This window comes from Anoxynatronum sibiricum (assembly GCF_039414295.1).
Classification (GTDB): Bacteria; Bacillota; Clostridia; order Peptostreptococcales; family Tindalliaceae; genus Anoxynatronum; species Anoxynatronum sibiricum.
In genome coordinates, this window is sequence record NZ_JBCITM010000033.1 from 1 (window position 1) to 15,302 (window position 15,302).

Genomic DNA, 15,302 nt, shown 5'->3' on the forward strand with positions numbered 1-15,302 from the left:
CTGGTGACAACATCACCATGGACATCGAACTGATCAGCCCCATCGCCACCGAAGAAGGCCTGCGATTTGCCATTCGCGAAGGCGGCCGAACAGTAGGTGCCGGTGTTGTCGCTCAGATCATCGAGTAGAAGACAGCACATTTAGCAAGAAACGCTGTTGCGGCAGGCCGGAGCGACGGTGGAAAACCGGAGTCTGACAGCCTGCCGCAACAGAATCAAGAGATAACACCGAGGGCCAGGTAGCTGCTGGTCCTTTGTTTGCCAGACAAAAAACAACGGCCTGCTGGTGAAATACGATTGACAGGCTTGGTGAAATATGGTATATTCTACCAGTTAACGAGTTGTAAAGCCCGGTAAAGGCTTGGATAGAACAGCAAGGGGGCTTTAGGGAGCCTGACAGGGAGGTGTGAAGGATGAGAGTGAAAGTAACACTGGCGTGTACCGAATGCAAAAGAAGAAATTACCATACCACCAAGAACAAGAAAAATGATCCGGACCGCATTGAGCTGAGAAAGTACTGCAAGTTTGACCGTGCGCATACACTGCACCGTGAAACCAAGTAAACAGCGGCGGATAAAGAAAAAAAGGATGTGAAGCACCGTGGCGAACCAGACTGTAACGGCTCCGACAAAATCCCAATCAATTGGCAAGTATGTTAGAAGCTCACGGGCAGAGTTGAAAAAAGTCCACTGGCCAACCAGAGAAGAACTCAAAAACCATACAGCGGTTGTTGTAGCTGTCTGCCTGATGGCAACATTGGCCCTGTGGGTGCTGGACACTGTTTTTGGCTTCGGGTTGAACATGATTATCCGATAACCGTCAGATTATCCAGGCTCAAAGGGGGGAAAGGGACACTGTCACAGGCAGTATCCTTCAGATATGTCAGAACAGGCAAAATGGTATGTGGTTCATACGTATTCCGGCCATGAAAACAAAGTGAAGGTTAACATCGAAAAAATGGTGGAAAACCGAGGCATGGAAGACGTGATCCTGGAAGTCAGGGTTCCAATGGAAGAAAAAATTGAAATTAAAAATGGAAAAAAACGCATCAAAGAATCAAAGCTGTTTCCAGGCTATGTCATTGTGAAGATGGTGATGACAGATGAGTCCTGGTATTTGGTGCGCAATACCCGTGGCGTTACCGGATTCGTGGGCCCCAGCTCCAAACCGGTCCCACTGACAGAAGATGAAGTGCGCAATATGGGTGTGGAAATCATTCGCCACGACATCAATTTTCAGGTGGGAGACTCTGTTCGTGTCATCAGTGGTCCCTTTGAGAGTTTCATTGGCAGCATTGAAAAAATCAATATGGACAAACAGACGTTTAAGGTATTAATTTCCATGTTTGGCCGGGAGACACCGGTTGAGCTGGAATTTCATCAGGTGGAGACCCTGTAATCCGGCGATAAGGGGAAACCGCTCATTAGGCAATCGCACACTCCTGACGGACGTGTGACCATCCCATAAAGGAGGTGGAATTAATGGCAAAAAAAGTTGTGGGACAAATCAAGCTGCAAATACCTGCCGGCAAAGCAACACCGGCACCGCCAGTTGGTCCGGCCCTTGGTCAGCATGGTGTCAACATCATGGGGTTCTGTAAAGAATTCAATGCCAAGACAGCAGATCAGGCAGGCTTGATCATTCCGGTGATCATTACTGTTTATCAGGATCGTTCTTTCACATTTATCACCAAAACACCGCCAGCAGCTGTTTTGATTAAAAAGGCCATCGGACTTGACAAAGCTTCCGGGGAACCCAACAAGAACAAAGTTGGCAAAATCAAAAAAGCGCAGGTGCGGGAAATTGCTGAACTGAAAATGCCTGACTTGAATGCAGCCAGTGTTGAAACTGCAATGAACATGATTGCAGGAACTGCCCGCAGCATGGGCATTGAAGTGGAAGAATAGGAATTTAGTGGGAGGCCCTTTGGCCGATGGGACCACAAGGAGGAAAACCAATGAAAAAGAAAGCCAAAAAGTATCAAGACGCTCTCAAAGCGTTTGACAGTGCAAAAATGCATGATGTCGCTGAAGCGGTGGAAGTGCTGAAGCAGCTTCCATCTGCAAAATTTGATGAAACCATTGAACTGCACATGAAGCTGGGAGTCGACTCCCGCCACGCAGATCAGCAAGTCCGGGGAGCTGTGGTATTGCCCCACGGAACAGGTAGAACAAAGAAAGTACTGGTATTTGCAAAAGGTGAAAAAGTAACCGAAGCAGAAAAAGCCGGTGCCGACTTTGTGGGTGGCGACGAGATGGTTGAAAAAATCCAGAAAGAAAACTGGTTTGAGTTCGACGTGGTGGTGGCAACTCCTGATATGATGGGTGTTGTAGGCCGTCTGGGTCGTGTGCTTGGCCCCAAGGGTCTTATGCCAAACCCGAAATCCGGAACAGTGACGTTTGAACTGGAACGGGCCGTCAATGAAATCAAAGCCGGTAAAGTGGAATACCGTCTGGATAAAACCAACATCATCCATGTACCCATCGGGAAAAAGTCTTTTGAAGCCGACAAGCTGACAGATAATCTGAGAGCGCTGTTGGATGCGGTTGTGAAAGCAAAACCTGCAGCTTCCAAAGGCCAGTACATGAGAAGTGTTACCCTGACAAGCACCATGGGACCCGGCATTCGCATCAACCCCAACAAAGTGATGTCTTAGACCGGAACCAGAGGTTCACAACATTGAATACTCTGCCGTAGACCGCAGGGACAGTTGACTGTTTAAACATCCTGCCGAGGCTTTTTCGAAATAGAGAAAAAGGCCTCGTGCTGTCACCAGCAACGGGGCTTTGTTTCGTAAAAGCGGAACCAGAACCAAAAGGAGGTGCATTGCGTATGTCAAAAGCCATCGAGATGAAGAAGGCGATTGTTGAAGAGATTGTCGATAAGTTTTCAAAATCCACTGCAGCTATTTTGTTTGATTACCGAGGTCTGACAGTGGAAGAAGTCACAGAACTGCGAAAACAGTTTCGTGAAGCAGGTGTGGATTACAAAGTTTATAAAAACACACTGGTGAAACGAGCGATTCAGGAAAAAGGATTGAGTGATTTCTCAGAATTGCTGGATGGGCCCAACGCCATTGCTTTCAGCTATGACGATCCGATCATCCCTGCAAAAATCGGCAGTGAGTTCGCCAAAACCCACAAAAGCCTTGAGTTAAAAGCAGGTATTGTGGAAGGTGCGTTCTTGGATGAAGCAAAAGTGAATGAACTGGCTTCCATCCCGGCAAGAGAAGTGCTGATTGCAAAACTGCTGGGCAGCCTGAAGGCACCAGTGAGCAACTTCGCATATTTGTTGCAGGCAGTAATCGACAAAAAGTCTGCCGAAGGCGAAGCCAGCTAGGAAACGAGTCAACCAATCAATCAAGCCCCTTAAGGGCAATATTAATGGAGGTGTCATGAATGACGATCGAACAAATTCTTGAAACGATTGAAAATATGAAAGTTACAGAACTGAATGAACTGGTGAAAGCAGCAGAGGAGAAATTTGGTGTATCCGCAAGTGCTCCTGTAATGATGGCTGGTGGCGGAGCTGCAGCAGCTGTTGAAGAAGAAAAAACTGATTTTGATGTAATTCTGACCAGCCCCGGATCATCCAAAATTGGCGTTATCAAAGTAGTGCGCGAACTGACCGGTCTTGGACTTAAAGAAGCCAAAGAGCTGGTTGACAATGCTCCGAAGCCAGTTAAAGAAGGTGCTGAAAAAGAAGAAGCAGAAGCCATCAAGGCCAAACTTGAAGAAGCTGGCGCCAGTGTTGAACTGAAGTAGTTCATCTTACAGAAGAAAAATGATCCATCAATAATGACGGTAAAAGCGTCTTCGACAGAATAACACATTTCTGAGAAGACGCTTTTTGTTGACAACTTGTATTTCGTTGTGATAATATTATACATTGCATAAAAGTCTTTTTTTCTGCGCATCAAATCTGGCGGCAACCCATGCGTATCACCCGTCAGAGTGTTGCCGCGTCAACGTATTTCAATGTTTGAACTCCACATTGAGGTAACCCCTGTATTCATGAAAATTCCGTTCAAAGCATTTTGGTCCTGGCGACCGAATGAACCCATGCGGGATTTTTCATTTCACGATAGAATTTACTATGATCACAAGGAGTGAAGCCCGGCATGCCACATCCCGTCAAAATTGGCAACAAAGAGCGAATGTCCTACTCAAGAATTGAAGAAATTCTTGAAGTCCCCAATCTGATTGAGATTCAGCAGGAATCCTATCGCTGGTTTCTGGAAGAAGGTCTGGGAGAAGTCTTTAATGATATTTCCCCTATTGAAGATTATACCGGAAACCTGATCCTGGAATTTGTGGATTACAAACTGGAAGAATCTGCCAAATACAGTGTGGAAGAAGCCAAGGAACGTGATATGACCTACTCAGCCCCTATTAAGGTGAAGGTAAGGCTTATCAATAAAGAAACTGGCGAAGTCAAAGAGCAGGAAGTGTTCATGGGCGATTTTCCCATTATGACCGAGACGGGGACCTTTATTATCAATGGTGCTGAACGTGTGATTGTCAGTCAGTTGGTTCGTTCTCCCGGGGTTTATTACCATTCAGAATATGACAAAGCCGGCACCATGCTTTTCTCATCGACGCTGATCCCTAACCGGGGTGCCTGGCTGGAATACGAAACAGACTCAAATGGTGTGGTTTCGGTGCGTATCGACCGTACCCGAAAGCAGCCCATTACCATCTTGCTTCGAGCGCTGGGTTACTCAAAAGATCAACAAATCATTGATCTGCTGGGTGAAGATGAGCGTTTGTTGGCAACCCTTGAAAAAGACAACACCACCACAACCGAAGAAGCATTGCTGGAAATCTATAAGCGTTTACGCCCTGGTGAGCCGCCGACTGTTGAAAGCGCCACCTCATTACTGAACTCCCTTTTCTTTGATCCAAAGCGGTATGATCTGGCAAAGGTGGGGCGTTATAAATTCAATAAAAAACTGGCACTTGCAACTCGCATCATGTACCGCAAGGCAGCAGAAAACATCGTTGATCCCCGAACCGGTGAGGTGTTGGTGGAGTCAGGCAAGAAGATCACCCGTCATGTCGCCGAAGCCATACAGAATACAGGACTTAACCAGGCCCTGGTTTATTCCGAGGAAAATCAGGTGATCAAGGTCATTGGCAATCATTTTGTGGACATTAAAGTACATGTACCCTTTGACCTTTCAGGCATTCGCCTGCGTGACAAAGTGTACTATCCTGTCCTGAAGGAAATACTGGATACCTTTAAAACAGAAGATGAGATTCGACAGGCACTGAAAGAGCGTGTGCGCGAACTGAATCCGAAACACATCATTGTGGCAGATATCATTGCCTCTATCAGCTATGTGTTCAACCTGGCTCATGAAATCGGACGGGTGGATGACATTGACCATCTTGGCAACCGGCGTCTGCGTTCGGTGGGAGAATTGCTCCAGAATCAGTTTCGCATCGGGCTCTCCCGTATGGAGCGGGTGGTTAAGGAAAGAATGACCATCCAGGATGTTGATCTGGTAACCCCTCAGGCGCTCATTAATATCCGTCCCGTGGTCGCTGCCATCAAGGAGTTTTTTGGCAGTTCACAGCTGTCACAGTTTATGGATCAAACCAACCCATTGGCTGAACTGACTCATAAGCGACGTCTTTCAGCTCTTGGACCTGGTGGATTATCGCGGGAACGTGCCGGATTCGAAGTTCGAGATGTGCATCACTCCCATTATGGACGCATGTGCCCCATTGAAACACCAGAGGGGCCAAACATTGGACTGATCAACTCGCTGAGTACCTTTGCCCGTGTCAATGAATATGGGTTTATTGAAGTTCCCTATCGCAAAATCATCCAGGAAGAAGGCCGGGTTACCAAAGAAGTGGAGTACCTGACTGCCGACGAGGAAGACATGCTCACCATCGCACAGGCGAATGAACCACTGGATGAAGAAGGCCATTTCATCAACAAACGGGTTGCTTCCAGAACCATTGAAGGAGCCATTGATATGGTTCCCCGGGAAGAGGCAGATTACATGGACGTTTCTCCGAAGCAGATTGTTTCGGTGGCAACCGCCATGATTCCTTTTCTGGAGAACGACGATGCCAACCGTGCCCTTATGGGATCGAATATGCAGCGTCAGGCAGTACCCTTGTTAATTGCAGAACCTCCGGTTATCGGAACAGGGATGGAGTATAAAGCAGCCAGAGATTCTGGTGTTGTGGTGATTGCTAAAAATGACGGCGTGATTGAACGGGTGACTGGTACAGAAATTCTCATCAGGCGGGATGCTGACGGTCAGATCGACCGCCACAACCTGTTGAAATTCAAGCGCTCCAACCAGGGAACCTGCGTCAATCAAAAACCGATTATTGTCAAAGGACAACGGGTGAAATCAGGCGACGTCATCGCAGACGGTCCTTCCACTCACCAGGGAGAAATTGCCCTTGGCCGCAATTGTCTGATTGGCTTTATGACCTGGGAAGGCTATAACTATGAAGATGCCATTCTCATCAATGAACGCCTGGTTAAAGAAGATGTACTGACATCCATTCACATTGAAGAGTATGAAGCGGATGCACGTGATACAAAACTGGGGCCGGAAGAAATCACACGAGACATTCCCAACGTTGGAGAAGATGCTCTAAAAGACCTGGATGAACGTGGCATTATCCGCATTGGTGCAGAAGTTCTGTCCGGTGATATCCTGGTGGGAAAAGTCACTCCTAAAGGGGAGACGGAACTGACGGCAGAAGAGCGTCTGTTGCGGGCCATATTTGGAGAAAAGGCCCGTGAGGTAAGGGATACCTCGCTGAAGGTACCCCACGGTGAATCTGGTATTATTGTTGATGTAAAAGTGTTTACCCGGGAAAATGGCGACGAGCTTTCTCCAGGAGTTAACGAACTGGTACGCGTGTATATTGCTAAAAAACGAAAAATCAATGTTGGTGATAAAATTGCCGGACGTCATGGTAACAAAGGGGTTATTTCCAGAATTCTGCCGGAAGAAGATATGCCCTTCCTGGCGGATGGAACTCCCCTTGATATAGTGTTGAATCCGCTGGGCGTTCCTTCTCGAATGAACATTGGACAAGTACTTGAAGTGCATTTGGGTCTGGCAGCCAAAGCCCTTGGATGGGAAGTGGCAACACCGGTATTTGATGGTGCCAATGAACATGATGTGATGGAGGCCCTGGAAATGGCAGGTTATCCACGATCAGGAAAAATCCAGTTGCAGGATGGCCGCACCGGCGAGTTTTTTGACAACCCTGTTACCGTGGGTTACATGTATATGTTGAAACTTCACCATCTGGTGGATGATAAAATTCATGCGCGCAGCACGGGCCCCTACTCGCTGGTAACACAGCAGCCCCTGGGTGGTAAGGCTCAGTTTGGCGGTCAGCGATTTGGTGAAATGGAGGTCTGGGCACTGGAAGCTTATGGCGCTGCTCACACCCTTCAGGAAATTCTGACAGTGAAATCCGATGATGTGGTGGGTCGTGTGAAAACCTACGAATGCATCGTTAAAGGTGAAACCATTCCAGAACCTGGTGTGCCTGAGTCTTTCAAAGTACTGATTAAGGAGCTTCAGAGTCTGTGCCTGAACATTCAGGTGATGACAGATGACAATCATGAAATTGAAATTAAGGACGCTGCTGATGATGAAATAGAATCTCTGGATACCGATCGCAAGGATCTTTTGCCGGAGCGCGAGACTGATCCGGAACCCCTGGAAGATGAGGAAGATACAGGTCCGGCAATCAGTGAATCGCGTGATGTGGATGAAGAAGAGCTGGAGTCATCCATGATGTCTATTACTGGATTTGAAGAAGATGATGCCGAGGCATTGACACATGAAGTTATTGAAGATGACGAAGATCTGTAATCAACTGCTTTCGGCAACAGGTTCAGACCAGCAAGAACTGAAAGGGGAGAAGCTCCTTGTTTGAATTGAATCATTTTAAATCACTGCGAATATCCCTGGCCTCGCCTGAGAAAATCCGGCAATGGTCAAAGGGAGAAGTCAAAAAACCCGAAACCATCAATTACCGCACCCTTAAGCCTGAGAAGGAAGGTCTGTTCTGCGAAAAGATCTTTGGTCCCACGAAAGACTGGGAATGCCATTGTGGTAAATACAAGCGGGTGCGATATAAAGGCGTTATTTGTGATCGGTGCGGCGTAGAAGTCACCAAGTCAAAAGTGCGTCGTGATCGAATGGGCCACATTGAACTGGCGGCACCGGTGTCTCATATCTGGTATTTCAAGGGAATTCCCAGCCGAATGGGATTACTGCTGGACATGTCACCCCGTTCCCTTGAAAAAGTGCTTTACTTTGCGGCATATGTGGTGACAGATCCCGGCGACAGCCACCTGAGCCACAAACAGATTCTGACAGAAAAAGAGTTCGGTGAAGCCATGGATCACGCCCGTAAGTCGGGGCAATACTTCAAGGCAGCCATGGGTGCAGAAGCCATTAAAGAGTTACTGGTGCAAATAGACCTGGAAGAACTGAATCAAGACTTGAGACAACGCCTTCAGGATAGTTCGGGACAAAAAAGAGTGCGTACCATTCGGCGCCTGGAAGTAGTGGAAGCCTTCAGAAGATCTGGAAATCAACCAGACTGGATGATTCTGGATGTGGTACCGGTGATTCCGCCGGATCTGCGGCCGATGGTACAGCTGGACGGTGGCAGATTTGCCACCTCTGACCTTAATGATTTGTACCGCCGGGTCATTAACCGCAATAACCGCCTCAAAAGATTACTGGACCTTGGCGCGCCAGATATCATTGTGCGCAATGAAAAACGCATGCTTCAGGAGGCGGTTGACGCTCTCATCGACAATGGCCGACGGGGCAAGCCGGTAACAGGACCAGGCAACCGCCCGTTGAAATCTCTGTCAGATATGCTGAAAGGGAAACAGGGACGTTTTCGTCAGAATCTGCTGGGGAAACGTGTAGACTATTCTGGACGTTCTGTTATTGTAGTAGGACCGGAGCTGAAGTTCCATCAGTGCGGTCTGCCGAAAAAGATGGCTCTGGAACTCTTTAAACCTTTCGTCATGAAAACACTGGTGGCAGATGGGCATGCCCATAATATCAAAAGTGCCAAACGTATGGTGGAAAAAGTGCGACCCGAAGTGTGGGATGTGCTTGAAGAAGTCATTAAGAATCATCCAGTGCTGCTGAACCGGGCCCCTACCCTTCACCGACTTGGAATTCAGGCTTTTGAGCCGGTACTGGTGGAAGGAAAGGCCATTAAACTCCATCCACTGGTGTGCACCGCGTATAACGCTGATTTCGACGGCGACCAGATGGCGGTACACGTTCCACTGTCAGCAAAGGCCCAGGCAGAAGCCCACGATCTCATGCTGTCAGTCAACAACATTCTGGCGCCCAAAGACGGTCAGCCCATTACCACGCCTACTCAGGATATGGTACTGGGAAGCTACTACCTGACCATTGATATTCCCGGATCTAAAGGAGAAGGGATGATTTTCAAGGATTTTGAAGAAATGCTTATGGCATACGACACCGGCAAAGTTGACCTGCATGCCATGGTAAAGGTGCGCATGAAGCACCCGGAAAAAGCAGAGAGAGCATTGGTTGAAAGTACGGTGGGACGCTTTATTTTCAATGAAAAACTGCCCCAGTCTCTGGGTTTTGTGGATCGTGAAAAAGATGCGTATTCGCTGGAAGTGGATTTTGTCTGCGACAAAAAGGCGCTGGGCAAGATTATTTCCAAGTGCTATCGCAAATATGGGAATCTTGCAACCGCAGAAATGCTGGATTATATTAAGTATATCGGATTTAAGTTCTCTACTCGGGGTGCTGTCACCATCGCTGTTTCAGATATGGAAGTTCCCGAAGAAAAAGCCGGCTTAATCGCACAGGCAGAAGAAAAGGTGGATCAGTACGAGCAGGTTTACCGCCGGGGACTGATTTCCAATGACGAACGTTACGAGAAAGTCATGGCTGTTTGGGAAGACACAACCGGAAAAGTGACAGATGCCTTGATGAGTGGACTTGACCGAATGAACAACGTCTTTATCATGGCTCAATCAGGTGCACGGGGAAGCAAAAACCAGATCAGGCAGCTGGGTGGTATGCGCGGACTGATGTCAAATGCCAGTGGACATACAGTGGAAGTTCCCATTAAATCAAACTTCCGCGAAGGCCTGACTGTGCTGGAATACTTTATTTCTACCCATGGTGCCCGAAAAGGACTTGCCGATACAGCTCTTCGAACAGCAGATTCGGGTTATCTAACCCGCCGCCTGGTGGATGTGTCTCAGGATGTCATTATTCGTGAAGAGGATTGTGGCTCTGAAGTGGGCATGACGGTGGAAGCCTTCAAAGACGGCAACGAGATGATTGAAGAGTTGTATGATCGACTGGTGGGCCGTTATCTTCTGAAAGATATTCTTCATCCGGAAACCGGCGCGGTGTTGCTGGAAAAAGGCAAAATGGTCATGGAAGAAGATGCTGAGCGCATTATTGAAGCAGGCGTTCAACGGGCTGAAATCCGATCCATCCTTGACTGTAAAACCAAATACGGTATCTGCAAAGTCTGCTATGGACGCAATCTGGCCACCGGCAAACAGGTGGAAGTGGGCGAGGCTGTGGGAATCATTGCTGCCCAGTCCATTGGAGAACCTGGAACTCAGTTGACCATGAGAACATTCCATACCGGTGGTGTTGCCGGGGCAGATATCACCCAGGGTCTTCCTCGTGTCGAAGAACTTTTTGAAGCCCGAAAACCTAAAGGACTTGCCATCATCAGCGAAATCGACGGTGCGGTGAGTCTGGTTGAAAGTAAAAAGAAACGGGAAGTTCACGTACGCAACGCAGAAGAAGAAAAGGTGTACGAGATTCCCTATGGTTCCCGCATTCGGGTTAAAGAAGGGCAAATGATTGAAGCTGCTGAGGAAATTACTGACGGCTCAGTCAACCCTCATGATATCCTTCGCATCAAAGATGTGGGTGGCGTGCAGAACTATATCATTAAAGAAGTACAGCGCGTTTACCGAATGCAGGGCGTTGATATTAACGATAAACACATTGAAGTGATTGTGCGACAAATGCTGGGTAAAGTGAGAATCGAAGACGACGGTGAGTCAGACCTGCTGCCGGGCACGCTGGAAAGTGTCTACACGCTTGAAGATATTAACAGGAAGGCTGTTGAAGAAGGACGCGAACCGGTTCAAAGCAAGCGTGTGCTGCTGGGAATCACCAAAGCCTCTCTGGCAACTGAGTCCTTTTTATCAGCAGCGTCATTCCAGGAAACTACCCGGGTGCTCACCGAAGCGGCCATTAAAGGAAAAGAGGATTTCCTCATCGGCCTGAAAGAAAATGTGATCATTGGCAAACTGATCCCGGCAGGAACGGGTATGAAACGGTATATGGATGTGGCTCTTGATCTGAAAGAAACAGATATATCGGAGATGGATGCAGATTCATCAGAATCGTTTTAACACAATCTTCATCAACTTATTGTTGACACTCATTTTGCCAAGTGTTAGAATAGTTAAGTGTGTTAGCTGGTAAAAAGGGCTTAAACCCTTCAAAAGACAGGACTTCGCCGGAGTCGAGGCTCCGGCGGCCTTCCTGATGTATCTGATTCACTCGCGTGAAGCATGCGGAGTATTCAGAAGTCGGGAGCACGGAGGAGGAGAACAAAGTGTTGGAGTTGCTTCAACATGAGAAAAAAGTGGTGGGGATTAAGCAGGTTACCCGCTCACTGACAGAAGGCCAGGGTGTTAAGTGTGTGTACCTGGCAACAGATGCGGAAACGCACCTGCTGGATAAAATGCGCCAACTGGCACTGGAAAAGCAAGTGGAAATTGTACCGGTGGAAAGCCGGAAAAAGCTGGGCAAGTTTTGCGGCATTGATGTGGGAGCAACCGTGGTTGCGGTTCTAAAATAAATGAGAGTCAAGTGATTAAATGAAAAGGAGGTGAAAACATGCCAACCATTAACCAACTGGTTCGAAAAGGCCGAAAAGTTGAAATGGAAAAGTCAGATGCCCCTGCGTTGCTGAAAGGTTTCAATTCTTTGAACAGAACATCCACAGATCAGAGTGCTCCTCAAAAGCGAGGTGTCTGCACATCCGTTAAAACAGTGACGCCTAAGAAACCAAACTCTGCACTTCGAAAAGTGGCAAGGGTACGTCTCACAAATCAAATCGAGGTTTCTGCTTATATTCCCGGAATGGGACACAACCTGCAGGAACATAGTGTCGTTCTGATTCGTGGGGGAAGAGTGAAAGACCTTCCTGGTGTTCGTTACCATATTGTTCGTGGTACTCTGGACACCGCTGGCGTTGCCAACAGAATGCAGGGTCGTTCCAAGTATGGAGCGAAACGACCCAAAAAGAAATAATGACGTGATTGCGTTTTAGCATAGATGAATCAATAGGATTCATTTCCTGGTCTCATCACGCTGAGAACGCACAACGGCATTCAATGAATGTCGAGTACCGGTGAATTCTGGCTGGATTCACAGATAAGGAGGGAAGAAACGTGCCGAGAAAAGGAAATGTACCGAAGCGATTGGTACTTCCGGATCCCATGTATGGAAGCAAGGTTGTCACCAAGCTGATCAACGGCATTATGTTGGACGGTAAAAAAGGGGTGGCCCAGCGGATTGTATATGGTGCCTTTGATATTATTAAGGAAAAATCCGGACAGGACCCAATGGAAACATTTGAGAAAGCCATGAACAATATCATGCCTGTTCTCGAAGTAAAAGCCAGACGTGTGGGAGGTGCCAACTACCAGGTGCCGGTGGAAGTCAGACCTGAGCGTCGTCAGACACTGGGAATTCGCTGGTTGGTTAAGTACACCCGTCTCCGTGGCGAAAAGCGCATGGAAGAGAGACTGGCAAAAGAATTGATGGATGCTGCCAACAGCATGGGAGCATCTGTTAAAAAACGTGAAGACACACATAAAATGGCAGAAGCCAACAAAGCTTTTGCGCATTATCGTTGGTAATACCGGCAATCAGGAAATCATCTGTGCATTTGCATCGGTAAAATGGCGAATGCACAGTTCGTTTCAGAGCTTTTGTTTGTCGGCATGTTGGAAGGAGGATCACGGTGCCAAGGCAGTTTACGCTTGAAAAAACAAGAAACATTGGAATCATGGCACATATTGATGCAGGTAAAACCACCACCACTGAACGGATTCTGTTTTATGCAGGCCGTATTAGAAAACTTGGTGAAACCCATGATGGGGCCTCGCAGATGGACTGGATGGAGCAAGAAAAGGAGCGCGGTATTACAATCACCTCCGCGGCCACCAGTTGTGAATGGAATGGCCATGGTATCAACATAATTGACACACCAGGACACGTTGACTTCACGGTTGAAGTTGAACGGTCTTTGCGAGTGCTTGATGGTGCCGTTGCAGTTTTCTGTGCTAAAGGCGGCGTTGAACCTCAATCAGAAACAGTCTGGCGACAGGCTGATAAATACAAGGTTCCCCGCATGGCTTTCGTCAATAAGATGGACATCATGGGTGCAGACTTTTACCAGGCAGTGGGCATGATGAAAGAACGTTTGGGAACCAATGCGGTACCCATTCAGCTGCCCATCGGCAGCGAAGCGGATTTCGTGGGGATTATCGACCTGGTTGATATGAAAGCGCACATTTTCCTGGATGATCTGGGTCAAGACATTCGCGTGGAAGAAATTCCTGCCGAAATGGAAGAAAAAGCCCAGACCTATCGTGAACAAATGATGGAAGCTGTGGCAGAAACCAGCGAAGAGCTGATGATGAAATACCTGGAAGGAGAAACCATTACCCGGGAAGAAGTCATTAAAGGTCTCAGAAGAGGCACTGTTCAAACTTCCATGACTCCGGTACTGTGTGGATCTTCCTACAAAAACAAAGGCGTCACCATGCTGCTGGACAGGATTGTTCAACTCATGCCTTCACCGCTGGACGTTGAAGCCATTCGAGGTACTGACCTCGATGGTGAAGCGGAGATGGAACGTCACCCCAGCGATGAAGAACCTTTCTCTGCCCTTGCCTTTAAAATCATGGCAGATCCCTTTGTGGGAAAGCTGGCTTTCTTCCGGGTTTATTCCGGAGTTTTGAAGTCAGGCTCCTATGTTTACAATGCTACAAAAGGGAAAAAAGAACGTGTTGGCCGCATTCTTCAAATGCATGCCAACACCCGTAAAGAAATTTCTGAAGTATATGCCGGTGATATTGCGGCCATCGTGGGGTTGAAAGATACTTCTACAGGGGATACTCTGTGCGATCCTGATCATCAGATTCTCCTGGAATCCATGGAGTTTCCTGAGCCGGTTATTAATGTTGCCATCGAACCAAAAACAAAAGCAGGTCAGGAAAAAATGGGGATTGCACTGCAGAAACTGGCAGAAGAAGATCCCACTTTCCGAACCTATACAGACACAGAAACCGGCCAGACCATTATTGCTGGAATGGGAGAACTGCACCTTGAGATCATCGTTGATCGAATGATGCGCGAGTTCAAAGTGGAAGCAAATGTGGGCAAACCACAGGTAGCCTACAAAGAAACCATCACTGAAACCGTTGACGTGGAAGCCAAATACGCCCGTCAGTCTGGTGGTAAAGGTCAGTACGGTCATGTTAAGATGCGAATGATTCCTCAGGAACCTGGTGCCGGATACTTGTTTGAAAGCAAGGTTGTTGGCGGGTCAATTCCAAAAGAGTACATTCCTGCAGTAGATCAGGGGATTCAGGGCAGTATGAGCAATGGTATTTTAGCTGGCTATGAAGTGGTGGATTTCCGGGTTGAACTGCTGGATGGATCCTACCACGAAGTGGATTCTTCTGAAATGGCTTTTAAAATTGCAGGATCCATGGCTTTCAAAGACGGTATGAAGAAAGCCAAGCCAGTATTGCTGGAACCTTACATGCGTGTGGAAGTGGTTACTCCTGAAGAATATATGGGCGACGTGATCGGCGATCTGAACTCCCGACGCGGCAGAATCGAAGGAATGATACCGCGTGCCAATGGCATTCAGGTGATCAAGTCTCAGGTACCGCTGGCGGAAATGTTTGGATATGCCACAGACCTTCGTTCAAAATCACAGGGACGTGCCAATTACACCATGCACTTTGATCACTTTGAGCAGGTGCCCAACAGCATTGCAGAAAAGATCATGAAGGGTTAGCCTGTTGCATGTCAAACTATGAATAAACAATTTAGGGAGGAACGAAAATGGGAAAAGCAAAATTTGAAAGAACAAAACCCCACGTAAACATTGGAACCATTGGTCACGTTGACCATGGCAAAACCACGCTGACAGCGGCCATCACCTCAGTACTGAACAA

The 15,302-nt window shown here is 47.7% G+C and carries 15 protein-coding genes and 1 other annotated feature; all 15 genes read left to right on the forward strand.

Going from position 1 to position 15,302, the window contains the following annotated elements; translation table 11 throughout:
• On the forward strand, window positions 1-128 hold a 128-nt coding region (locus tag AAIG11_RS17355; RefSeq protein WP_484477167.1), incomplete at its 5' end, for an EF-Tu C-terminal domain-related protein.
• Between the two features lie 284 nt (window positions 129-412).
• Window positions 413-562 carry a 50S ribosomal protein L33 gene (gene rpmG, locus AAIG11_RS17360; protein ID WP_283410690.1) on the forward strand — a complete coding sequence of 50 codons (150 nt, stop codon included), beginning with the start codon at window positions 413-415 and terminating at the stop codon, window positions 560-562.
• A 37-nt stretch (window positions 563-599) separates the two neighbouring features.
• Window positions 600-815: a preprotein translocase subunit SecE gene (secE, locus tag AAIG11_RS17365; protein ID WP_283410689.1), complete on the forward strand. Its 216-nt coding sequence runs from the start codon at window positions 600-602 to the stop codon at window positions 813-815.
• A gap of 63 nt (window positions 816-878) precedes the next feature.
• Window positions 879-1,397 (forward strand): transcription termination/antitermination protein NusG, encoded by a 519-nt coding sequence (gene nusG / locus AAIG11_RS17370; RefSeq protein WP_283410688.1) that lies wholly within the window; start codon window positions 879-881, stop codon window positions 1,395-1,397.
• Window positions 1,398-1,480: 83 nt separating this feature from the next.
• Window positions 1,481-1,906 (forward strand): 50S ribosomal protein L11, encoded by a 426-nt coding sequence (gene rplK / locus AAIG11_RS17375; RefSeq protein ID WP_283410687.1) that lies wholly within the window; start codon window positions 1,481-1,483, stop codon window positions 1,904-1,906.
• 50 nt (window positions 1,907-1,956) lie between these two features.
• On the forward strand, window positions 1,957-2,655 hold the full coding sequence (gene rplA / locus AAIG11_RS17380; protein ID WP_343187483.1) for a 50S ribosomal protein L1: 699 nt from the start codon (window positions 1,957-1,959) through the stop codon (window positions 2,653-2,655).
• Between the two features lie 17 nt (window positions 2,656-2,672).
• Window positions 2,673-2,799, forward strand: a sequence feature (ribosomal protein L10 leader region).
• Window positions 2,800-2,831: 32 nt separating this feature from the next.
• Window positions 2,832-3,338, forward strand: a complete 507-nt coding sequence (rplJ, locus tag AAIG11_RS17385) for a 50S ribosomal protein L10 (RefSeq protein ID WP_343187484.1) — start codon at window positions 2,832-2,834, stop codon at window positions 3,336-3,338.
• A 59-nt stretch (window positions 3,339-3,397) separates the two neighbouring features.
• On the forward strand, window positions 3,398-3,763 hold the full coding sequence (gene rplL / locus AAIG11_RS17390; RefSeq protein WP_283410684.1) for a 50S ribosomal protein L7/L12: 366 nt from the start codon (window positions 3,398-3,400) through the stop codon (window positions 3,761-3,763).
• A 356-nt stretch (window positions 3,764-4,119) separates the two neighbouring features.
• Window positions 4,120-7,863: a DNA-directed RNA polymerase subunit beta gene (gene rpoB / locus AAIG11_RS17395; protein ID WP_343187485.1), complete on the forward strand. Its 3,744-nt coding sequence runs from the start codon at window positions 4,120-4,122 to the stop codon at window positions 7,861-7,863.
• Window positions 7,864-7,919: 56 nt separating this feature from the next.
• Window positions 7,920-11,450: a DNA-directed RNA polymerase subunit beta' gene (gene rpoC / locus AAIG11_RS17400; protein WP_343187486.1), complete on the forward strand. Its 3,531-nt coding sequence runs from the start codon at window positions 7,920-7,922 to the stop codon at window positions 11,448-11,450.
• Window positions 11,451-11,656: 206 nt separating this feature from the next.
• Window positions 11,657-11,902 carry a ribosomal L7Ae/L30e/S12e/Gadd45 family protein gene (locus tag AAIG11_RS17405; RefSeq protein WP_343187487.1) on the forward strand — a complete coding sequence of 82 codons (246 nt, stop codon included), beginning with the start codon at window positions 11,657-11,659 and terminating at the stop codon, window positions 11,900-11,902.
• Window positions 11,903-11,940: 38 nt separating this feature from the next.
• Window positions 11,941-12,357, forward strand: coding sequence for a 30S ribosomal protein S12 (gene rpsL / locus AAIG11_RS17410; protein WP_283410680.1), 417 nt, complete (start codon window positions 11,941-11,943; stop codon window positions 12,355-12,357).
• A gap of 140 nt (window positions 12,358-12,497) precedes the next feature.
• Entirely contained in the window at window positions 12,498-12,968 is a 471-nt protein-coding gene (rpsG, locus tag AAIG11_RS17415) for a 30S ribosomal protein S7 (RefSeq protein WP_343187488.1), read from the forward strand.
• Between the two features lie 104 nt (window positions 12,969-13,072).
• Window positions 13,073-15,142: an elongation factor G gene (gene fusA, locus AAIG11_RS17420; protein ID WP_343187489.1), complete on the forward strand. Its 2,070-nt coding sequence runs from the start codon at window positions 13,073-13,075 to the stop codon at window positions 15,140-15,142.
• Between the two features lie 47 nt (window positions 15,143-15,189).
• Window positions 15,190-15,302, forward strand: a 113-nt coding sequence (locus AAIG11_RS17425) for a GTP-binding protein (RefSeq protein ID WP_343187490.1), incomplete at its 3' end; no start/stop codon positions are given.

Coding starts and splice junctions, on each gene's coding strand:
- rplK (WP_283410687.1), top strand. CDS start 1,481: ATGGCAAAAAAAGTTGTGGGACAAATCAAGCTGCAAATACCTGCCGGC.
- rpmG (WP_283410690.1), top strand. CDS start 413: ATGAGAGTGAAAGTAACACTGGCGTGTACCGAATGCAAAAGAAGAAAT.
- rplJ (WP_343187484.1), top strand. CDS start 2,832: ATGTCAAAAGCCATCGAGATGAAGAAGGCGATTGTTGAAGAGATTGTC.
- nusG (WP_283410688.1), top strand. CDS start 879: ATGTCAGAACAGGCAAAATGGTATGTGGTTCATACGTATTCCGGCCAT.
- rplA (WP_343187483.1), top strand. CDS start 1,957: ATGAAAAAGAAAGCCAAAAAGTATCAAGACGCTCTCAAAGCGTTTGAC.
- rpoB (WP_343187485.1), top strand. CDS start 4,120: ATGCCACATCCCGTCAAAATTGGCAACAAAGAGCGAATGTCCTACTCA.
- rplL (WP_283410684.1), top strand. CDS start 3,398: ATGACGATCGAACAAATTCTTGAAACGATTGAAAATATGAAAGTTACA.
- rpsL (WP_283410680.1), top strand. CDS start 11,941: ATGCCAACCATTAACCAACTGGTTCGAAAAGGCCGAAAAGTTGAAATG.